This is a genomic window from Dictyoglomus sp. LHC4, assembly GCF_055181355.1.
Genome location: NZ_CM143707.1, coordinates 189489 through 210959 on the forward strand (window position 1 = coordinate 189489; position 21471 = coordinate 210959).

Genomic DNA, 21471 nt, shown 5'->3' on the forward strand with positions numbered 1-21471 from the left:
AGAAGACATGTCTTTTAACCTTTTTATCCCCTAAATTATCTCCTTTGACATACTAAGGATAAGACCGGTTATAAGAATAATCGAAGCAAACATCTTCAATTGTACTAAGGGGATATCAGTAGCTAAAACAGTACCTAAGCTATAAATAGCAGTACTAAAAAAGTTAATAATGAAAATTTCTTAAAAGAAGAAAATAAAGAGGATAGAAAAAAGAGATGAGATAGATTATAACACAATTTTATAAAAAGGGGGATAAAAATCCCCCTTTTTCTATTTGTAGTGTTTATTCATCTCCTCATTCCAAGGTTGTGAGAGAAGAGTTTCAACAAGATTCTTCCCTTGTTCAAAACTTTGAGTTCTTAGGTCATCCATAACCATAAGAAGAAGACTCTTTCTATCTCCTTCACGAAAAGCTTGAAGTATTCTTTCCATTCTTAACCATCTTGGTATTAATACATAAAGCATTAAACGGGATGGGATTTTCTCAATCTTTTCTCTTTCAATTCCATTCTTATCTACATATACTGGTATCTCCACAATTACATCATCAGGGATACCAGGAATAGCTCCATTGTTTGGTACATTAATAACCAATCTTCTTCTGTTATTGTTTACTATTGCATCTACAAAAGGTATTATAGATTCCATACTTTCTTCCATTGGTAATTCTTTTACTACTGATACATTAGGATCTCTTGCCAATCTCTCCATCTGCTGCAATCTAAGCTTTAATCCATAAAGATACATAGTCCATCCTATTTCGGAATCTGGACCTCCTGCAGGATACCATTTTTTCTTCTCATTCAAACTTGTATGGAACCACCAAGGTGAAACACTTCTTGGAGTATCTCCAATAGGGAATAAACCATAAAGTCTATACATCTCTACACTTGCAGGAGAAAGTTGGGTATATTCCCAAGGAGATATCACATAATCATAAGAATTCCAAAGCTTTGGGGCTTCTTCCTCTATCCATTTATCTATTAAGGGATAGGCATCTTGCCCCTTATACTTAAATTTCGTCAAAAAGATGCAATGATTAAACCCTGCTACTTGCTCTTCTATATCCTTAGGATCCAAACCTAAAGCTTTTACCAAATGGAAAAGTTCTAAATATCCATGACAAAAACCAACCACCTTAAGGCCAGACTCCCTTAAAGCTAAATTTGTACTCTCAAAAACAGGATTAGAAACCTGCATATACCATGCATTAGGAGCCAATTTTTCTACATCCTTGACCAAATCTCTTACAAATTTTAGTTGTTCATAGGCAGCGAATCCCCCATAGTAATCACTTACCTTATCATCCACTCCCCTGTAGTAACCTAAACTTTCAGCAATTTCTCTTTCCTTTTCCATATTATGATATCCACCTATTTTTACTGTATTTATTACAAAATCAGCTCCATTTAATGCTTTCTTTCTATTTGTGGTCTTTTCAAGTTTTAAATCGGTACCAGCCTCTTTTCTATACTTATCAGCTAAGGAATAAACAAGATCAAGCCTATCCTCATTAATATCCATAAAGGTTACTGTGCTTCCAGAAAGATCTTTGTAGTAATTAAGATCTTGAATAAGCTTCATAGAAAAGGCTACACTACCAGCACCAATAATAGCTATTTTTACCATAAAACTACCTCCTTAATTTAAATTTTTTAAGAAATATATTTATGACACATTACCCAACGATCATCTATAAAAATCTTTTTAGGCTCTTCTCTAAAACATATATCTTTTGCATCATTACAACGATCTGAAAATTTACAACCAAGTTTAGAAAATTCTTTAACCTCTTGTGCAGAAAGTTTTATATCAACTTCCCAACGTTTATCTATGTCCGGCTCTGGCACAGACTCAATTAGGAGCTTGGTATAAGGATGTAGAGGATTAAGCATAACCTTCTCTACAAGTCCCATTTCCACAATATTTCCTCTATACATAATGGCAATCCTATCACTTATATAATAGGCAGTAGTCAAATCATGGGTTATATATAATACTGAAACACCATATTTTTCCTTAAGTTCTTTGAATAGATTAACTATGGACATCCTTAAAGAAGCATCAACCATAGAAACTGGCTCATCCGCCACAAGCAAAGACGGAGTTGTTATAAGTGCTCTCGCAATAGAAACTCTTTGAAGCTGTCCTCCAGAAAGTTCATGAGGATATCTTTTTTCTATCTCTTTTAGATTTAAGCCTACTGCTTGTAATCTCATATCAACAATATCCATCGCTTCTTGTCTATTTTTAGCAAGACCAAAATTGATGGCTGTATTAAAAAGATAAGAATCTACCCTTTTTAAAGGATTAAAAGCTTCAAAAGGATTTTGAAATATGGGCTGTACTTCTTTCATAAATTTAAGTTTATTTTTTCTAGAATTTAAATCAGTTACTCTTTCCCCCTTATAATATATTTCTCCAGAAGTTGGTTCAATTAAACCTAATATCATACGAGCTAAGGTGGTTTTTCCAGATCCTGTCTCCCCAGCAATAGTCAGTATTTCAGGCTTATTTAAAGGTAAAGAAAAACTTTCTTTATTCACTACTATTAATTTTACCCCTAAAAATCTTCCCCCAATTACAAATATCTTGGTTAAATCTTTAACATATAACAAAAAATCTTGTTCCATCATGTTTTATCAACCTCCTTGCGGTGAAGAAAACAAGCTACTTTATGTCCACTCTCTACCTCTACTAAGTCTGGCACTATCTCTTTACATTCCTTCATTGCATAAGGACAACGAGGATGAAATCTACAACCAGATGGAGGATCTAAAAGAGATGGAGGAGCTCCTGGGACACTCTTTTTCAAGGTTTTATCACCTATCTTAGGAAGGGATTCAATAAGATATTTAGTGTATGGATGTAGAGGATTCTTAAAAATATCTTTTACGCTACCTATTTCTACTAACTTTCCTGCATACATAATAATTATTCTGTCAGCCATATTAGCATGAACTCCCATATCATGAGTTACCATAATTAATGTATTCTTAAATTCCGATTGAATCCTTTTTAAAAGTTGGATCACTCCTCTTTGTACTACTACATCTAAGGCTGTAGTTGCTTCATCAGCTATAATCACCTTAGGCTTAAGTATAGTACTTAAAGCTATAGTAACTCTCTGTCGCATACCACCTGAAAGTTGATGAGGAAATGAATTCAGAACTTCTAAAGGAAGACCCAAACTCTTAAAATGATCTCCCACCATATTTCTAATTACATCACTATTTGTGATGTTAAGATGTACCTTTATTACATCTTCAAAAGTATTTATAATTTTTCGTGTTGGATTTAGTACACTCATTGAGCCTTGAGGTACATAGGAAAAAACCCTCCATTTTAATTCTTTTAAAACATTAATATCCTTTAATATATCTATTTCTCTACCATTATATTTATAATATATCCCCCCTCCAATCACGCTTAAGGGAGGTTTAATAAGCCCAATAAGGGTTTTCAATAGAGTACTTTTACCACATCCAGACTCTCCAGCTATTCCCAAAATCTCATTCTCCATAACCTGAAAAGACACGTTATCAACTGCCCTAACTTTTCTCTCAATACCATATAAGGAAGTAATATAATAAGCCTTTAAATTTTCCACTTTTAAAGCATACATTAGGCTTCTTGCCCTCCTTCTTTCATCCTTATTCTTTGAATTCTGGTTCGTGGATCAAGATAATTACTAATACTCACCGATAGAGTATAAAGAGCTATGAAAAGAAGTATAGCTAAAATTACAGGGGGAAAAATCCACCACCATATTCCTCTTAGAAGAGCTTGATATTGTAATGCCCAGTAAATAATCGTCCCTATAGTAGGAGTTTCCAAACTTGAAAGCCCAAAAATAGCAAGAGTAGTTTCCATTCCAATTGCCCATAAAATTGTGTTTATAAAGTTAGCCATTACCCATGGTATAACAAAAGGAAGATGCTCTGTCATAATAATCTGAAAAGTACTCATTCCTGAGAAATTTGCTGTATATGTAAATTCTCTTTCTCTAAGACCTAATACAATAGCTCTTACCTGTCTTCCTCCCCAGGGCCAGGAGAATAAGGAAAGCATAAAGGCAATTAGAATAAGACTGACATCCTGTTTTATTATTGAGGATATAAGAATAAGAATAGGTAGACTGGGAATAACAATAAAACTATCATTTACAGACATTAGAAATCTATCAAGACCTCCACCTCTGTAACCAGAAAGAAGTCCTACAAAGGTACCAATCACAATTGATATTACTGCAGTAAGAGACCCAAGGAATACAGAATTTCTTATAGCATGTGTTAAATTCCAGAATATATCTTGCCCCATAGAATTTGTACCCAATAGATAATGAAAAGAGGGAGGCTGATTTTTAGGAACAACATTCCATAATTTTGGATCATAAGGGGAGACAAAAGAAAGTAAAGCTAAAAAAATTAACAAACATATAACTGTAAAACCAAAGGCAAACTTTTTATCACTCCTATATAAATCTCTTATTACCAATAACATAACTATAGCTTTCCTCCTTACCTGTAACGTACACGAGGATCAAAGAGAGGATATAATAAGTCAACTAAAAGGGCTGCAGTGGCTATTCCTACAATAGAAAGTACAGCTATTCCCATAATTAAATTAAAATCACCGTTATTAATTGCCATATAAAGAAGTTGTCCTAATCCAGGATATGAGAAAACTGTCTCTGTAATCAAAGATCCACTAAAAACACCACCTATTTGTAAGGCTAAATTTGTTATCTGAGGAAGCAAACCATTCCTCATAACATATTGAAACAGTATTTTCCTTGATGGAATCCCCATTACTTCAGCATATGTTACAAAATCTTCAGCTACAATAGTAGATGTTAAAGATCTCATACTCAGAAACCACCAACCAATACCTATTAGGATAAGAGATAATGCTGGTAAAGTAGCATGCTTAATTACGTTAAATATAAATTCTAAAGATAAAGATGGTGTAAGACCTATGCTGTATCCTCCTACCATTGGAAAAATAGGAAAAATATAGGCAAAAAGAATTAAAAGTACCAAAGACATTATATAATAGGGAATTGGATAAATTGACATGGCAATTATAGACATTAGCTTTGACCATTTCTTATCAGCATAATATCCTGCTATTCCACCAAGAATATTACCTATTATCCATGAAAGGATAGCAACAACAACTAAAAGACCTGAAGTCCAGGGTAAAGAATTTGCAATTATAGAAATTACAGGTGTTGGAAATATTGATAAGGAAGGCCCAAAATCTCCCTTAAATAACCTTTTCCAAAACCCTAAATATTGCTCCCATATACTCCCCTTCAATCCGTATAACTCCATCATAGTATCCTTCAATTTCTCTATTGCAGAAGGATCAAGATATTGAGCACCGTAAGATGTCATCCTATTAAGAACTGTTACTACAGGGTCCAAAGGAGTAAATCTTGGAACTAAAAAAACCACAGTTACACCTATAAATATAACAGCAAAATACTGAATTAATCTTGGAATAATATACCTTTTTAATAAATTCATTTTTAAAGTTTCTCCCTCCCTAAAATAGGGTTTCCCCCTCTAAACGAGGGAGAAACCCCAAATTTTGTACATTACTTACTTTCTGCCAGTTGGCTTTATTTGTGGTAAGATAAACTTAAATTGACCCCACCACCATACAGGTGCCATATAAGAATTGTCTGATGTTGGGAAGTTAGTCCAATAGTAATGATCCTGTGAATTAAACTTCAAATTGATTATAAAGACTGGTGCTGGCATTTCTTCTACATAAAGCTTCAATATATCACTTACTATAGCCTTTGCCTTTTGAGATTCTGGCTGTAAGTTTACTAACTCATTAAGGAGTTTATCTAACTTAGCATTCTTCCACCTAATCTGGTTCCCTGCAGTAGCTACCTGCCCTGTTGGTTTATAGAATCTAGAATGGTAACCTTGTACAAAGGTGTAGAAATCAGTTGCTGGTACTTCCCAGTAAGAACCAACTTCAAAATCTCCAAGGTTCCACTTATTCCAGAATGGTCCTGCCTCTACTGTCTCTACATTTACATCTATACCAAACTTTCTCCACTGATCAGCTACTGCAAAAGCAAGTCTTGTAGCATGTATTTCAAAATTAGCAGGAGCAGTAATAGTTATCTTCCAAGGAGTTCCATCGGGTAAGTACCATTTTCCTCCAACTTTCTTAAATCCATTCTTTACTAAGAGTTTTTCTGCCACATCTGGAGCATATTTCCACCAACCAATACCAAAGATTTCTCTTGGATTGCCTGTTACTGTATAACCTCTTCTTCTTCGCATAATCTACAATCCTATCTGGCACTGTTGGATCCCAGGGTTTAAATCCATCCTCTAAAGTAAAATTCTTTAACCAATCTTCCAGAATTAAATAGTACTCTTTTAATAGGGATTCTGTTGCACATATCCATAAAGGATTGACCCTTGCGATCCCATCAAATCCAGATGTTACTACGTCAACTATATCTGTAGCTAATGTTAAAGCCCATCTTACATCCTTGTTATTGAATGGTAGCTTTTCTAAATTCATAGCCATTATTCTTGCCCTTACATCATCCATCCAAGCCCATGGAAAATCTTTATACCATACCCTTGAATAGGGGTTGCTTTTTCTTAGAATCTCCCAAGATTCAGGAGTTAAGTCAAATATAAGATCTAATTGATGTTGAGCTTGTGCCATTACCTTCTTTTCATCAGGACCATCGTAAATAAAAAGTACATATTTAGGCTGTGGCATACCATATGTCTGACCTACACTGGTCCTTCTCCAATCAACTCTTCTTTCAAATAACCACCAATATCCTTGAGGATCGTATTGCTTCAAAACATAGGGTCCTAAAGAAATAGGTGGGTTAAATTCAAACTTTAAAGGATCTGCTACTTTTTCAAACACGTGTTTAGGCATAATATAACAGGTAGCATAGACAATAGAGGTAAAGAGATAATGAAAAGCCGGTACTGACTCTTTTAGTTCAAACACTACAGTGTAATTATCTTTCTTATAGACCTTAGATACATATCTATTGAAGGCATCACTATAAGACATTCCAGGATGTTTCATAAGATAATCTACAGTAAATACAACGTCATCAGCAGTGAAAGGCTTTCCATCACTCCAATATATTCCTTTTCTCAAATTAACTGTCATTTTTCTAAAATTATTTTCATATATTGGTCCAGATTGAGCTAAAGCATTGATTACTTTACCTGTTTGTGGATCTAAGTACCAAAGACCATCAAATAACATCTGTTGAGCCCCATTACCTACTGATACTCCTGGCTTCCAGAAATTAAAATCTTTTGGATTAGCTAATCTTCCATGTAAGGCATCCACTATAAGTGTTTCATGACGAGGAACCTTAGGAAGCACTTGAGAAAACGTAACAGTTTGACCTACTAGAGAAAGCATCAGAATGAATAATATTATAATTGAAAGCTTTTTCATTTAATCTTATCCCCCTTTCCAAATATTTTTTAAACAGAACCCTCAGAATTATAGTCTAAACCAAAATTACCTTTTCATCACCTCCCTAATTTAATTAATTTTTATTTGTGTAATCGCTTTTACAGAATGAAAAATATCATAAAATAAAAAATAAGTCAAGGGCCATATAAAAAATTAGAATGATAAAAATATCTTCAATTTAAAGCTTAAGACGTCAATCTAATAATAAGCTCTAAAGGAAGCTCTAAATGGGTGAAAGAGTTTTCAATCCCCAATAATAAATCAAGGAGTATCTTTGCCCCCACTTCTCCCATTTCAGTCATTGGTTGTTTTACTGTGGAAAGACCTAAATATCTGGCATCCGATATGTCATCAAAACCAATTATAGCTACATCTTCAGGTATCTTTATTCCTTCCTCTAAAAGTGCTCTCATCAATCCTATGGCTTGAATATCTGACGCACAGAAAACAGCATCAAAGGGAATTCCTCGACTAATTAAAGTTTTACCTGCTCTATATCCTTTCTCCAAGGAAAATCCAGTTTGAATATGGAGTAGAGGATTAAAAGGAATTCTAGCCTCCTTTAATGCTTCTAATAAGCCTTCATATCTTCTATAACTTGCCATAAACCCCAAAGGATCATTTATCACACCACTAACAAAGGCTATATTTCTTCTACCTGTAGCAATAAGATATCTTACAGCCATATAAGCTCCCTTTTTATTATCAACGTATACACTGGAAAACTCAGGATGATAACTATCAATGAGGACTACAGGCTTTTGAGCATTTTTTAAGATCTTAGCCTCATCCTTTTTAATATCAAAAGAAACTACAATTAGCCCATCACATCTATTAAAAAGCTCAGGAGAAAAAATTTTCTCTCTATCTTCTATCCTCTCAATATTATATAGATGAATAGAATAATCGGTTTTAGATATTACATTATTTATACCCCTTAAAACCTCTACAAAGAATTCCCTTGTAAAAAATGGAACTACAATAGAAATAACATTGGTTTTTAAAGACTTTTTTGCCAAACTTCTTGCCACCAAATTAGGAGAATATCCTAATTTCTTTATCGCATCTAATACCTTCTTTTTTGTCTCTTCATTTACTCTTGGAGAATTATTAAGCACTCTTGACACTGTTGCTATACTAACTCCAGCCTCTTTTGCCACATCTTTTATTGTTACCATTAATACACTCCCCTTTCTATTTATTGCCCTTTCTATTTATTGTCTTAATATTTATTTTACCAAATATTATATATTTGTAAACGTTTACTTGAGTAAAAATAAAATTGACATATTGTTTTTCATAGACTTAAAATCTAAAACATGAGGGTTTTATTTATTAGTAATGGCTATGGAGAAGATTACGTAGCAGTCAATATCATAAAAGAGTTAAGAGAAATAGACAGTTCAATAGAAATAGAAGCCCTGCCAATTGTAGGGGAAGGATTTTTATATAAAAAAAATGAAATACCCCTTTTAGGACCTCATAAAAAATTACCATCAGGTGGATTTATAACTAATCTAAAAATTTTATATAAAGATTTAAAAGAAGGATTATTGAATCTTCATCGGAAACAGTGGAAAGAAATTAAAAAGTGGTCTAAAAAAAATGGATATATAATAGCAGTAGGCGATATCATACCCCTCTTTTTAGCAAGATTATCCCAAAAAAATTTTTTCTTCGTAAGCATTCAGAAATCAGTATATTACACATTAAAAGATGATAAAAGGGTAAATATACAAAAACTTTCCAAGAATAAAGCAATGGAAATTGCCATAAGAACTTATCTGTTGGAATATTTTCTTATGAGATCAGAAAATCTTTTAAAGGTTTTTCCCCGTGATCTTCTCTCTCACTTAATTCTGGAAAAAACAGGAATAAACTCCGAATATTTAGGAAATCCTATGATGGATGGCTTAGAACCTGAAAACAAAATACCTATTAATAATTTCTACAATTATATAAAAATTCTTATTCTTCCAGGATCTAAAATACCAGAAGCTTATTATAATTTTCAGCTCCTTACTGAAGGTATATTAAATCTTTTAAAATCAGGAGCAGATGAAAAATTTCTTTTTCTTACTGCTATATCTCCTAATATTACCATAAAGGAATTAGAAAACATTTTGTTTTCCAAAAATTTTATAAAGTACATAGAAACCAAAGATTATATACTTTTTAAAAATAAAAGTCATGTACTAATTCTTACCCATGCCTTCTCTGATTGTATTCATCATGCCCAGATAGGACTTTGCATGGCAGGAACAGCAACAGAACAGTTTGTAGGTCTTGGTAAACCAGCCATTTCCATATTTGGTAAAGGTCCTCAATTTACTAAAAAGTTTGCTCTTTTACAGAAGAGGCTCTTAGGTGATTCTCTTTTTTTAGCCAAAAATGCAGAAGAAATTCCTAAAATATTCTCCATGATATACAATAACAGTGAACTTTTAGAGAAGATATCCATAAATGGAAGGAAAAGAATGGGTGAAAAAGGAGCTTCCAAAAGGATAGCAGAAAAGATTTATCAAATTATTAAAGTTTAAAGGGGGAGGAAAATGGAAGAGATAAAAAAGAATTTTAAAAATCCTGGAAAAATATATAGGGCAGTACCTTTTTGGTCATGGAATGATAAGCTTAATGCTCAAGAACTAATAAACCAAATAAAAGATTTTAAAGAAAAAGGTATTGGTGGATTCTTCATGCATTCAAGGGTAGGTTTAGAGACTGAATATATGGGAGAAGAATGGTTAGATTTAGTAGAAAAGGTAGTAAAAAATTCCAAGGTGATAGATATAGATCCATGGCTTTATGATGAAGATAGATGGCCTTCTGGCTTTGCAGGAGGTAAGGTTGCAGAAAAAATTGGAGATGAAGGAAGGGCTAAAATTCTTACTTTAAAAATATTGAAAGATGCAAAAGAACTTAGTGGAAAAGAATTGGCTATTTACAAAGGGAAAATAGAAAGTGAAAACATAAAGAGTATAGAAAGGGTAAATAAAATCGAGAATTTGAGACTTTATGAAGGTGAAAACATTTTAGCATTATATAGAATCGTTGCTGAAAAATCTGATTGGTATAATGGTGATGCACCATCAGATAATCTAAATCCTAAAAGTGTGAAAACATTTATACAAGTTACCCATGAAATATATTACGAAAGACTAAAGGAAAATTTTGGAAAACAAGTTAAGGGTATATTTACCGATGAACCCAATATATATCCTTTTCTCTGGGGAGGAAATGTAGAATATTATGCATTACCTTGGACTGATATATTTCCTGAATATTTTAAAGAAAAAAGAGGATATGACTTTTTTGATATAGCCCCCTTTGTATTCTTTTCAGGAGAAAAGTCCATAAAGGCAAGATATGACTATTGGAGAACCATTTCAGAGCTTTTCTTGGAAAGTTACACTAAAAATATCTATAATTGGTGTAAAGAGCATAATATATTATTTACTGGGCATTATTTAGAAGAAGATAATTTCCCTCATGTAATATTATGTAGTGGATCTATAATGCCTCATTACGAATTCATGGATATTCCAGGAATAGATATATTAACCGAGGTAAGATATGAATATCTTACAGCAAAACAAGCAACCAGTGTTGCAAATCAATTAGGGAAAAGCAGAGTTATTTCCGAAACCTATGGATGTACTGGATGGGAATTTACCTTTGAAGGACAAAAACATGTGGCAGACTGGCAATATGCTCTTGGAGTAAATATGAGATGCCAACATCTTTTCTTGTATTCTCTTAGAGGTTGTAGAAAAAGAGACTATCCACCCTCTTTCAATCACAACCCTTCTTGGAAGTATCATCCTCTCATGGAAGATTATTTTGCAAGACTTTCCTATATTCTAACCTTAGGTAAACCTGTAAGGGATATTCTTCTTATCCATCCTATTGAAAGTAGTTGGTGTGAATTTAATGGAAGAGATAAATCTGTACCCCAAGAAAGAGGAGAAGAATTTAAAGAGATTATAAATGCCCTTTTAGGAATTCATTATGATTTTGATTTGGGAGATGAAAAGATTATTGAAAAATATGGGAAAATAGATAAGGAGAGAAAAGAATTTGTAGTAGGAGAAGCCAAATATATATTAGTAATAGTGCCACCAGTAATTACCCTAAGAAAAAGTACCCTTTCCTTACTTTTAGAATTTCTAAATAATGATGGGAAAGTAATTATTATGGAGCCATTACCAGAATATGTGGAAGGAGAAAAAGGGAAAGAAGAATTAGAAAAACTTTTTGATCATCCAAATGTAATAAGAGTAAAGGGAAAAAAAGAACTTACAGAAAATATTAAAAATATAATTCCAAGAAGAATATCCATAAGAGATGCTGTAGGGCAAGAAGTAGAACAGTTTCTATATATGGAGAGAAATTATGATGGTAAAAAGATTTTCTTTATAGTAAATAATGATAGGGAAAGATCCTATAATGTGGATCTATATTTAGAGGGAAAAGGAAGAATAGAAGAATGGGATCTCCTTACAGGAGAGATAAAAGATGTATTTTCAATAGAAACTGAAGGATATCAACATATTCGTACTACTTTTGCTCCCTCAGAATCTAAATTATACATATTATACAAAGGAGAATACAAGAAAATAGAAAGACCAAAGAAAATAAAAGGGACCATCTTTATAGAACCTACCTTTGAGGTTAAAAGATTAGACCCTAATGTACTTACTATAGATACTGCTCAATACAAATTAGATGGAGAATGGTCTGAAGAGACACCTATCTGGATTATTCAGAGAAAAATTAGAGATACTCTTGGAATGATAAACATCGATCTAAATGGTGGAATTCAAAGATGGAAATGGGTTAATATACCTCATCCTAATGATAATACTAAGATTGAATTAAAAATGAGATTTAATATAAAGGATCTGCCAGAGAAAGACTTATATCTTTTAACAGAAAATATAAATGAAATGATCAGCTTAAAGCTAAATAATAAAGAGATACCTATAATAGATGGAGGATGGTTTATAGATAGATCTTTAAGAAAGATTCCATTAAAAAAGGAATTTAAGATAGGAGAAAATATTATAGAGATACTCTTGAACTATAGAAATTCAACAGAGCTTGAAGATTTCTATATTATAGGAGATTTTGCTGTAAATATAGATAGAGAAATAATTAAAGAAAACAATAGAATCACTTTAGGAGATTGGGTTTTTCAAGGATATCCCCACTATGCAGGAAGCCTTATATACAAACAAATATTACCTTTCCATAAAGATCCTAATGAAAAATATATGTTAACTATTGAGGATTTTTCTGCAGGAGTTATTAAAGTAAATCTAAATGGAGAAACAGTAGGATTTATCCCATGGAGATTTTACAAATTAGATATCACTGATTACTTACGAAACGGTAATAATTTATTAGAATTAGAAGTAGTAGGTAGCTTAAGGAATATGCTTGGTCCTCTTCATAATAGAGCAAAGAAAATCCAATTTGTAAATGCCCTCTCTTTTAGGCCAGAGGGTAAAGAATATACAAAATCATATGTATTCCATTCTTATGGATTATTCTCACCAGTAAAAATAGAGGTGATAGGTTAATATTCCTTTCTTTCGTCCCAACTTTTATAGCTACCACATAGCCAATTAAGAGTTAAAAACCTCTCAAGAATAATTTCTGAGAGAAATAGGTAATCTTCGCCAGTAATACTATAAAAGGGTTTTCCTTGTACTGGAAAATCATCTTCTATAGTATAAGAGATAGCACCAGAAGAAAGAGCTTTTTCTACTAATAACTTTATAGCATCTTTATATGATTTTCCTTCTTCTAATTTATAATTTTCCTTTTCCATTCTCCCAAGCTTCCATCTAAAATACCATATCTCAGCTATATCTCTTTCCTTTATTAGCTCTTTAAATGGTCTTAACTTAACTTTCTCTAAAAATTCCTCTCCGCTTTTTAATACTGGAATCACATCTATCACATCACTTAATTTAAAACCTATATCATAAGGGGGAAGTTTATCAATAAGAGATAAAGCCCAGAAAAGTACACCTAAGGATTCCAGATAGGTAAAGGAAAGTAAGGTTTCATTTTCATCCCATTTTCCTATATCTTTTCCAAGAAGCATTCTTTCTTGTTCTGTAAAAGAATTTTTTAAATTTTCCTCTTCAATCCATTTATCTACTTCTTGGAAAAAATTACTTTCAATATTGAAAATTTCTTTATCAGGGGAAGAAAGATAGATTGCCTCTGCCTGTGATCTCAGAAACAAAACAGAAAGACAAAGAGCTCTATTTATAACTTCTCTTTCAGTAGGTGGATTTAAGTAAATCTCTTCTTCCACTTTTTACACCTTATAAGTCATAAAAAATATAAGGGCATAAAAAAAGGTAACAAAAGTTAAAATTAAGCTAAGTAATAATATAATTCCCCCAAACTTATCTTTTATTTTCTCCATTTTAATCATCTCCTTTACATTTCATTAGAGTATATTATAATAAATAAAGGTTGCAAATTAAAAGAGGAGGGAAAGGTGATTCATTCTTTAGATTTACCTCAAAGAATAATTTATGGAAATGGCTCAATAGAATCTCTTGGCACAGAGCTTAAAAAAATTGGAGAAAAATTTCTACTTCTTACTGGAGAACACTCTCTTAAAAAAAGCGGAGTCTTAGATAAGATTTTAGAAGATATTAAAAAGCATAAGTTAAATGTAATCCTTATTACAGGAATTCCTCCAGAACCATCCTTAGAAATTGTACGTCAACTCTGCGATAATATTGTAGGTAACAACTTTGATGGAATCATTGGAATTGGTGGCGGTAGTGTAATGGACATGGCTAAAATCATTGCTTTCAGAATAAAAACAAAAGCTAATCTTTTAGAATATAAGGGCAAGGAAATAGAAGAAGCACTTCCTATTATAGCGATACCTACCACAGCTGGAACAGGTAGTGAAGCCACAAAATTTGCAGTAATTACCGATAAAGAGAAAAAGGATAAATTTATTCTTCTGGGAAAAGCTTTAATTCCTACCCTTTCTATAATAGACCCTGAACTTACCTTTACCATGTCTCCCCTTGTAACTGCCTCTACAGGAATAGATGCCTTTTCTCATGCCCTTGAATCTTATCTTTCTAGAAACTCTACTTGCATGATAGAATGCTATTCAAGATCAGCTTTGGTGGATATATATAACTTTTTACCTAAATCAGTTCTTGAAAATTCCACATATGCCAAGGAAAGAATGGCTTATGCTGCCTTTTGGGCTGGTATTGCTATAAACAATACAAAAACCACTTTAGTACATGCTATGTCAAGACCTCTGGGAGGAATCTATAATATACCCCATGGAATAGCAAATGGAATTTTACTTCCTTCTTATTTAAGATTTAATGCCCCTTTTATTCCTGATGAAAAATTAAAGTTTCTAAAGAATCTTTTTAATGGAGATCCTGCTGAAAAGATGGAAGACTTTCTCAAAACCCTCAATCTACCAACCAGAATTAATCAAGTTACCTCTCAACCTCTTGATTTAGAACTTCTTGTAAAGAGGACATTAGAAGCAAAATTTAATGTAGAAAATAATCTTAGGCCCGTTAGGGAGGAAGATATATATTATCTTTTCCAAGAAGTAATGTAGAAATGTTAAAAATAAGGCTCATAACCATATCAAGAGATTTCGGTACAGATATAGATGAGATCATAAATAAAATATCAAAGAAATTTAATGGGGAAATTTTAGACCGTAGAAGAATTCATGAAGAATTAGCCCTTGAAGGTTTTAATATACAAGAATTTGAGAATAAAGAGAAAGAACTGGAAAAGGGAATTAGAGATCCTAATTTCATAGAAACCTACAAAGAACAAGTAAGAATGATTGTTAAAAAGTATATAGAAGAGGATTATATCATTTTTTTATTAGGAAGAGGGGGCCAATTTCTCTTTAAAGACGAAAATTATTCCTTTCATATTAACGTTATCGCACCCTTAGGCTATAGAATAAAATTCTTAACTAATAAATTTCTCCTTTCTGAGGAAAAAGCCTTAGAACTAATAAAAGAAAAAGACTTTTCAAGAGAGATTTTCTATAAAACATTATTTTTAAACAGTTGGAAAGACCCATCTTTATACCATTTAACTATTGACAGATCTTTTTTTACTGTAGAGGAGATAGAATCTATCATTGAAAAGGTAATAGAAAGGCAAGAATCAAAAATATATACTCCGAAACAGCTATCTCTTCCCCAAAAGCCTAAATTTGCTAACAAAACCGAAGAAGAATTTGCAAAGATACTAACCTTTTATCAAATAAGATGGGAATACGAACCAAGAACATTTCCATTAGAATGGGACAATGATGGGAATGTAATAGAATCCTTTACCCCAGATTTTTATTTACCCGATTTTGATCTATATATTGAACTCACATTACAGAGACCAAGGGTTATGGGAGAAAAACTAAAAAAAATAAAAAAACTAAAAAATTTATATCCAGATATAAAAATAAAATTATTCTACGGTAAAGAATACGAAAAACTTTTATCAAAATATGGAATTAAAGGAATAAGATAGAAATATGGAAAAAATAGGAAAAACACTTTTTACAAAAGAAGATATTGAGAAAAGAATAAAAGAATTAGGAGAAGAAATAAGCATAGATTATAAAGACAAAGATCTTATACTTGCCTGCGTCTTAAAAGGAGCAATATATTTTACCGTTGATCTTACAAGAAATATTAAAATACCATTTGTTTTAGACTTTATCTCCATATTAAGCTATGGTTCATCTATGAATAATCAAGGAATTGTCAGAATTACTAAGGAATTAGATATAAATATAATGGGTAAAGATGTGATAATAATAGAGGATATTGTAGATACTGGATTAACTTTATCTTATTTAATAAGAAATCTTCAAACAAGAAACCCAAATTCTATAAAAGTATGCACCCTCCTTGATTGTCCAGGAAGAAGAATAATAGATATAGAGGTAGATTATAAAGGTTTTGAAATACCAAATTATTACGTTATAGGATATGGGCTTGATTATAAAGAAAAATATAGAAATCTACCATATATAGCCATATTAGAAGAATTTTAATTAAAGCCTTGAGGCAAGATCTAAAAACTTATCTATATAATCCTTCATACCTTCTACATGCTTAATAATCTCTTCCCTAAGCTTCTCTCCCTCATCCGTTAGACGATATACCTTCTTAGCAGGGCCCGTTCCTTCCATGCTCCATCTACCAATAATAATACCTTCTTCTTCCAACTCCCTTAAAATTCTATAACCTCTTCCCATTCCACCTATACCTGGCGTAACAATACCTGGGAAAGCCTCGGTAAGACTTGAGATGAGTTCATATCCGTGGAGCTCTCTATCTGATAAAGAAATTATTATCCAAGCCCTCAACCAGAATGTAGGAGAAAGACCTGTTGATCTTACATTGCATCTTTTCATGCTTCATCCCTCCATATATTCTATATCTACTTTTAATATATATACCATTTAAATATTTGTCAAGTAAGGAAAGAAGACTAAAAATCCTCTTCTCTCCTTACCAGTCTTCTAAATTTTTATACTTACATCTTTCCCATTATCTTCTATATCATATATCTTATTAAAGTATCTTATTCTAAAATAATCTCTCTCTGAATTGTATCCCTTATGAAGATAAACAATCTTTATTTCATTGTTCTTTAAAGAAAATTCAATAAGATTATATTCGCCCCCTTCATAATTCCATGAAATTCCATCATCTTCATAATATAAAAATTCTCCTTCTCCAGGATATACTAATAGATTTAAATACTTTTGATCTTTCTCTCCTACATAATTTTGTACATCCCACATGGGAATAATACTTCCTCCTCTTACAAACATAGGAATCATATTAAGAGGAGCTTTTACAGTAATATATTCCCTTCCTTTATATTCTTTAAAATTCCAAAAATCGTACCATGTTCCCTCTGGCAGATATACTGATCTTGAAACACAACCTTCTCTATAGATAGGAGCAACTAAAATGTTAGAACCCAAAAGAAATTCATCTTCATAATAGATAGCTTCATTATCATCTGGAAATTCCAAAACCAGCGCTCTTAAAGGAGGAATTCCCTTTTCCTTTGCCTCCCAGAACAAAGAATATATATATGGGATAAGCTGATATCTTAATCTTATATATTTTTTAGCTATTTCTTCTATTTCATCACCAAAAGCCCAAGGCTCTTGAGGTCTTGTATTTAACTCTGAATGATTCCTAAAAAAGGGATAAAAAATACCAACTTGAATCCATCTTGCAAAAAGCTCAGGATTACAATCAAGACCAAAACCTCCCACGTCTGCACCAATAAATGGAACTCCTGATATTCCCAAGTTCTGTAGCATAGGAAGGCTAATATAAAGATGTTCCCACCAGCTTTTATTATCTCCTGTCCATACTGCAGAATATTTCTGCACCCCTGAAAATCCAGCCCTGGTAATTATTAAAGGACGAGAATTAGGTCTTTCTTTTTTATACCCCTCAAAACTTGCTTTTGCCATAAGTAAGCCGTATACATTATGAATCTCATCATGGGAAAATTCTTTTTCATTCCCATGTAATACATCACGAGGAAAAGTTTTTTCATAGAAAAACTCATCTGAATGATCCGAGAATATTCCCCAAAAAGTATTGTTCTTTTCAAATGATTTAGAAAAACTATCTATAGGATGGGGAAAGGATGAGGGTTCATTCATATCATTCCAGAAACCAGAAATTCCTAATTCAATAAGCCTCTTCTGTTTTTCTCCCCACCATTTCCTCACATCTTCTCTTGCAAAATCTGGAAAAGCACATTCTCCAGGCCATACATATCCAATATATATCTCTCCAGTAGACCTTCTACAAAAATAATCCTTTTCAATTCCTTCTCTATAAATCTCAAAATCTATATCCTTTTTTACTCCGGGATCTACAATAGTAACCACTTTGAACCCCATGATACTCAATTCCTCAATCATTTGGTCCATATTGGGAAATTTTGATTCATCAACTTTAAAGACTCTAAATCCATCCATATAATCTATATCCAAATAAAGCACATCACAGGGAATATTTTTTTCTCTAAAAGTTTTTGCAATTTCCACTAATTTATCCCTATTTTCATATCCCCACTTTGATTGTTGGTAACCAAGAGCCCATAAGGGAGGCATATAATATCTCCCTGTAAGATAGGTATATTTTTCTATAACTTCCTTGGGTGAGGGTCCATATATAAAGTAATAATCCAATTCTCCATTATCCGCATAAAAATAAAAATATTCTTGATTTTTCTCTCCAAAATCAAAGTAAGTTCTAAAAGTATTATCAAAAAAAATACCGTAAGAGAAAAATTCATTCCAAGCTAAAAAGAAGGGATGGGATTGATAAAGAGGGTCCTTACCTGGATAATGATGAGAGTCATCAGTATTCCAATTTACAAATCTTTTTCCCTTTTTGTTCAATCCTCCCATCTTCTCACCAAAACCTAAAAAGGCTTTTTCCTTATTAAATTTTTTATACGAAAAAACCTTATCTTTAAATCTTGCATAACCTAAATTTTCATAATCAGAATGTATAAGTTTGTCTTTTAAATCATAGATTTTTAGATTAAAAGGATTTTTATCTATTAAAATTTTTAATTTTTCTGTAAAAATCCATATAAAATCTCCATCTTCTTTTACTTTATAATCCTTTCTTGGTAATTCTCTTTCAATAGAGAAAGAGTAATTGTGTTCCCATCTCTTATCCTTAGAGAAATGAAACCTAATGATATCATTGTCTATTATCTGAATTTTTAAATCTTCATTTTCTCCAATTAATAATAATTCTTTCTCTCTTTTATACGACAATATTTTCCCCAATGTTTTCAACTTTTTTTCCATATATTTTGCTCCTTTCCTTTAAATATTATTGACTCATAGGCTCATCAGAATATATTTCTAATTCACCAATCTGACCTCCAGTAGCCCCCGTATTGGCATAGAAAATAATCTGAATAAATCTAACTTCTACAGGCTTATCTAATTTTATATCCACAATATTGCTTGTAAGAGGATCAAATGTATAATCTGCTTTTGGTACAAGAACTTTATATTCTTCTCCATCAAGACTATATCTAATTTCTAAGGTTTGAATTCTTTTACTCCATATTCTGTCAGGATTTAAAGCAATTCTTATAGTATGAATTTTATAAATATTTTCTAAATCTACCTTTATTATATTAGGATAAGAATTCGCTTTACCCTCCCAATAACTCTTTATCTTTCCATCATTAGCATATCTTTCTCTATAGACATCTTGATATCCATTAGATTCAATAGGTTTTTTCAATGCTACATTTTCTCCCGAGGGTTTCTCAGGAACTATAGGCTGAAAGATTTTAAAATTCTCTGGTATCTGAGCTTCTTTTTGATCAGGAGTTTTTACAATTTGAAGATTTTCAGACTTAACATTCTGTAAAGAATTTACTACTTTAGGATCATATTTTTTCAAGGATAACTTGGGAAAATCTTTATCCATACTTATATTAATATTTTTTACAAAAGGATTTATTTTAAATTTACCATCCGAAAGATTTCCTATTTTCTTACCAAGAATCTCAAGATTCTTTACATACACATTTTCTACAGTGTGTTTTTCATCATAACCAATTATCCTTGATGGAGGAAAAATTCCCCTCAATACCTTTACATTCTCAATATACACATTTCTTATATTACCTCTTTCCTTAGTAGTCGACCACTGACTCGCCAATACCGCTAAATCTATTAACTGGTTATTTTCTCCAGCATCTCCTTGTCCCATAAAAGCATTTTCTACTATTATATTTTCATAATAAATATTTTTTACTAATGCATCATCACTATTATGGATACTTATAACAGGTTTGTGAAAATTATATAATACTGTGATATTTCTAAAACTTATATCTGATATAATAGCATTATCCTTCTTTCCCTTATTTGTTTCATATCCTATCTCCATAGACTGAGCAAGATCAGTCCAAATCTGAATGCAATTAAAGTTAATAAATTTCGAATCTCCTGCATAGTTTTTTACGACCAGACTGTCATCCCAACTTCTTACAAAACAATCAGATACATTTATATTTCTAGAGGACTGTATTGTAATTCCATCACCATTCTGTCTTGCAGTCATTATTTTTACATTTTTTACAATAGTATTCTCACATTCATAAAGATTCAAAGCCCAAGCATTAGGATTTGTTATTATTATTCCCTCTATAGTTATTCCCTTACTATTTCTTAAATTTATTGGTACTCTTGCTGTTTCTCCCGGAGTAAGCCAGCTTTTCCATATACTTCCATCTATTATCCCTCTTCCCCTTATAGTTACATTATTAAGAAATATGCCATGAATAGTAGTATGAAGTACCGCCCCACCTGATATATAAATAGTTTGGCCACTCTGAAGTGGTATATCCTCTATAATCCATTCACCAGGTCCAACAAATATTACGTTGGGATCATTTTTGTCTGGCATATTATCCTCTATTGGATTAGCAAAAATATGAAGAGCCCTATCTGGAGAGTTATTGAAAACAACTGTATAAAATCCAGGTTCTTCAATATAAAATGCTAATTTATTATTATTTATAACGGGAGTTATGTTATAAACAGAAGGAAGTACTATAGCTGATTTAATTCCTTTATTGAGATATATTTCTATCTTTATTCTTCCTCCTGAAAAATCAAAATAACACATAGGAGTTGATGAAAGAGATATCTCTTGATTTCCCAACCACCTTCTATGGGGATTCACAGGAATATCATATACAAATACATCCCTTCCCCCAACTTTAACCTTAATATCTGGAGCTGACCTCATAGTCTTTGGAGCCTCATATATTACAAGTTTTACATCAGAAACCTGTCCATAATTCAATCCAAATCCCAAAAATAAGATAAAGAAAATAATTGTTAATAATAAATTCTTCCCTCTCATG

Annotated in this window: 17 protein-coding genes; 5 read left to right on the top strand and 12 right to left on the bottom strand. The window is 32.0% G+C overall.

Going from position 1 to position 21471, the window contains the following annotated elements; translation table 11 throughout:
* Positions 1 to 270: 270 nt before the first annotated feature.
* The 8 genes from ACY3JO_RS00965 to ACY3JO_RS01000 all read right to left on the bottom strand — a co-directional run bounded on the left by ACY3JO_RS00965 (position 271) and on the right by ACY3JO_RS01000 (position 8669).
* Positions 271 to 1629: an alpha-glucosidase/alpha-galactosidase gene (locus ACY3JO_RS00965; RefSeq protein WP_463084953.1), complete on the bottom strand. Its 1359-nt coding sequence runs from the start codon at positions 1627 to 1629 to the stop codon at positions 271 to 273.
* A gap of 26 nt (positions 1630 to 1655) precedes the next feature.
* Positions 1656 to 2636, bottom strand: coding sequence for an ABC transporter ATP-binding protein (locus ACY3JO_RS00970; RefSeq protein WP_463084954.1), 981 nt, complete (start codon positions 2634 to 2636; stop codon positions 1656 to 1658).
* Positions 2633 to 3625: an ABC transporter ATP-binding protein gene (locus ACY3JO_RS00975; RefSeq protein WP_463084955.1), complete on the bottom strand. Its 993-nt coding sequence runs from the start codon at positions 3623 to 3625 to the stop codon at positions 2633 to 2635. Before ACY3JO_RS00975 ends, ACY3JO_RS00970 begins: the two co-directional genes overlap by 4 nt.
* Positions 3625 to 4503 carry an ABC transporter permease gene (locus ACY3JO_RS00980; RefSeq protein ID WP_463084956.1) on the bottom strand — a complete coding sequence of 293 codons (879 nt, stop codon included), beginning with the start codon at positions 4501 to 4503 and terminating at the stop codon, positions 3625 to 3627. Before ACY3JO_RS00980 ends, ACY3JO_RS00975 begins: the two co-directional genes overlap by 1 nt.
* Before the next feature lie 17 nt (positions 4504 to 4520).
* Complete coding sequence (locus tag ACY3JO_RS00985) at positions 4521 to 5531, bottom strand: ABC transporter permease (RefSeq protein WP_463084957.1); 1011 nt, start codon at positions 5529 to 5531, stop codon at positions 4521 to 4523.
* A 75-nt stretch (positions 5532 to 5606) separates the two neighbouring features.
* A complete protein-coding gene (locus ACY3JO_RS00990; protein ID WP_463084958.1) occupies positions 5607 to 6308 on the bottom strand; it encodes an ABC transporter substrate-binding protein in 702 nt (233 codons plus the stop codon).
* Positions 6193 to 7470 (bottom strand): ABC transporter substrate-binding protein, encoded by a 1278-nt coding sequence (locus tag ACY3JO_RS00995; RefSeq protein WP_463084959.1) that lies wholly within the window; start codon positions 7468 to 7470, stop codon positions 6193 to 6195. The genes ACY3JO_RS00990 and ACY3JO_RS00995 overlap by 116 nt, the downstream gene beginning before the upstream one ends.
* 206 nt (positions 7471 to 7676) lie before the next feature.
* Positions 7677 to 8669, bottom strand: a complete 993-nt coding sequence (locus ACY3JO_RS01000) for a LacI family DNA-binding transcriptional regulator (RefSeq protein ID WP_463084960.1) — start codon at positions 8667 to 8669, stop codon at positions 7677 to 7679.
* Positions 8670 to 8810: 141 nt separating this feature from the next.
* Between ACY3JO_RS01000 and ACY3JO_RS01005 the strand changes: the two genes are divergently transcribed.
* Both ACY3JO_RS01005 and ACY3JO_RS01010 read left to right on the top strand, forming a co-directional pair.
* Positions 8811 to 10031 (top strand): lipid-A-disaccharide synthase-related protein, encoded by a 1221-nt coding sequence (locus tag ACY3JO_RS01005; RefSeq protein ID WP_463084961.1) that lies wholly within the window; start codon positions 8811 to 8813, stop codon positions 10029 to 10031.
* 12 nt (positions 10032 to 10043) lie between these two features.
* Positions 10044 to 13073: a glycosyl hydrolase gene (locus tag ACY3JO_RS01010; RefSeq protein ID WP_463084962.1), complete on the top strand. Its 3030-nt coding sequence runs from the start codon at positions 10044 to 10046 to the stop codon at positions 13071 to 13073.
* On the opposite strand, the gene ACY3JO_RS01015 is transcribed toward ACY3JO_RS01010, so the two are convergent.
* Positions 13070 to 13819 carry a DUF4272 domain-containing protein gene (locus ACY3JO_RS01015; RefSeq protein WP_463084963.1) on the bottom strand — a complete coding sequence of 250 codons (750 nt, stop codon included), beginning with the start codon at positions 13817 to 13819 and terminating at the stop codon, positions 13070 to 13072. The genes ACY3JO_RS01010 and ACY3JO_RS01015 overlap by 4 nt on opposite strands.
* 189 nt (positions 13820 to 14008) lie before the next feature.
* Here ACY3JO_RS01015 and ACY3JO_RS01020 point away from each other — a divergent pair, with 189 nt between their 5' ends.
* From ACY3JO_RS01020 to hpt, 3 genes are read left to right on the top strand one after another with little or no spacing between them, the layout of a single operon-like run.
* Entirely contained in the window at positions 14009 to 15118 is a 1110-nt protein-coding gene (locus tag ACY3JO_RS01020) for an iron-containing alcohol dehydrogenase family protein (protein ID WP_463084964.1), read from the top strand.
* Positions 15119 to 15120: 2 nt separating this feature from the next.
* On the top strand, positions 15121 to 16050 hold the full coding sequence (locus ACY3JO_RS01025) for a cytidylate kinase family protein (protein ID WP_463084965.1): 930 nt from the start codon (positions 15121 to 15123) through the stop codon (positions 16048 to 16050).
* A 4-nt stretch (positions 16051 to 16054) separates the two neighbouring features.
* Positions 16055 to 16579 carry a hypoxanthine phosphoribosyltransferase gene (hpt, locus tag ACY3JO_RS01030; protein WP_463084966.1) on the top strand — a complete coding sequence of 175 codons (525 nt, stop codon included), beginning with the start codon at positions 16055 to 16057 and terminating at the stop codon, positions 16577 to 16579.
* Here the strand turns inward: hpt and ACY3JO_RS01035 are convergent, their stop codons facing one another.
* The 3 genes from ACY3JO_RS01035 to ACY3JO_RS01045 form a co-directional block, all read right to left on the bottom strand.
* Positions 16580 to 16942, bottom strand: a complete 363-nt coding sequence (locus tag ACY3JO_RS01035; RefSeq protein ID WP_463084967.1) for a PadR family transcriptional regulator — start codon at positions 16940 to 16942, stop codon at positions 16580 to 16582.
* 108 nt (positions 16943 to 17050) lie between these two features.
* Positions 17051 to 19387 (bottom strand): glycoside hydrolase family 31 protein, encoded by a 2337-nt coding sequence (locus ACY3JO_RS01040; RefSeq protein WP_463084968.1) that lies wholly within the window; start codon positions 19385 to 19387, stop codon positions 17051 to 17053.
* 25 nt (positions 19388 to 19412) lie between these two features.
* Positions 19413 to 21470, bottom strand: a complete 2058-nt coding sequence (locus tag ACY3JO_RS01045) for a discoidin domain-containing protein (RefSeq protein ID WP_463084969.1) — start codon at positions 21468 to 21470, stop codon at positions 19413 to 19415.
* Position 21471: the final 1 nt, after the last annotated feature.

Bases quoted from the DNA above. Each gene is read 5' to 3' on its own strand.
- ACY3JO_RS00965 (WP_463084953.1), bottom strand. From the start codon at position 1,629: ATGGTAAAAATAGCTATTATTGGTGCTGGTAGTGTAGCCTTTTCTATG.
- ACY3JO_RS00970 (WP_463084954.1), bottom strand. From the start codon at position 2,636: ATGATGGAACAAGATTTTTTGTTATATGTTAAAGATTTAACCAAGATA.
- ACY3JO_RS00975 (WP_463084955.1), bottom strand. From the start codon at position 3,625: ATGTATGCTTTAAAAGTGGAAAATTTAAAGGCTTATTATATTACTTCC.
- ACY3JO_RS00980 (WP_463084956.1), bottom strand. From the start codon at position 4,503: ATGTTATTGGTAATAAGAGATTTATATAGGAGTGATAAAAAGTTTGCC.
- ACY3JO_RS00985 (WP_463084957.1), bottom strand. From the start codon at position 5,531: ATGAATTTATTAAAAAGGTATATTATTCCAAGATTAATTCAGTATTTT.
- ACY3JO_RS00990 (WP_463084958.1), bottom strand. From the start codon at position 6,308: ATGCGAAGAAGAAGAGGTTATACAGTAACAGGCAATCCAAGAGAAATC.
- ACY3JO_RS00995 (WP_463084959.1), bottom strand. From the start codon at position 7,470: ATGAAAAAGCTTTCAATTATAATATTATTCATTCTGATGCTTTCTCTA.
- ACY3JO_RS01000 (WP_463084960.1), bottom strand. From the start codon at position 8,669: ATGGTAACAATAAAAGATGTGGCAAAAGAGGCTGGAGTTAGTATAGCA.
- ACY3JO_RS01005 (WP_463084961.1), top strand. From the start codon at position 8,811: ATGAGGGTTTTATTTATTAGTAATGGCTATGGAGAAGATTACGTAGCA.
- ACY3JO_RS01010 (WP_463084962.1), top strand. From the start codon at position 10,044: ATGGAAGAGATAAAAAAGAATTTTAAAAATCCTGGAAAAATATATAGG.
- ACY3JO_RS01025 (WP_463084965.1), top strand. From the start codon at position 15,121: ATGTTAAAAATAAGGCTCATAACCATATCAAGAGATTTCGGTACAGAT.
- hpt (WP_463084966.1), top strand. From the start codon at position 16,055: ATGGAAAAAATAGGAAAAACACTTTTTACAAAAGAAGATATTGAGAAA.
- ACY3JO_RS01035 (WP_463084967.1), bottom strand. From the start codon at position 16,942: ATGAAAAGATGCAATGTAAGATCAACAGGTCTTTCTCCTACATTCTGG.
- ACY3JO_RS01040 (WP_463084968.1), bottom strand. From the start codon at position 19,387: ATGGAAAAAAAGTTGAAAACATTGGGGAAAATATTGTCGTATAAAAGA.
- ACY3JO_RS01045 (WP_463084969.1), bottom strand. From the start codon at position 21,470: ATGAGAGGGAAGAATTTATTATTAACAATTATTTTCTTTATCTTATTT.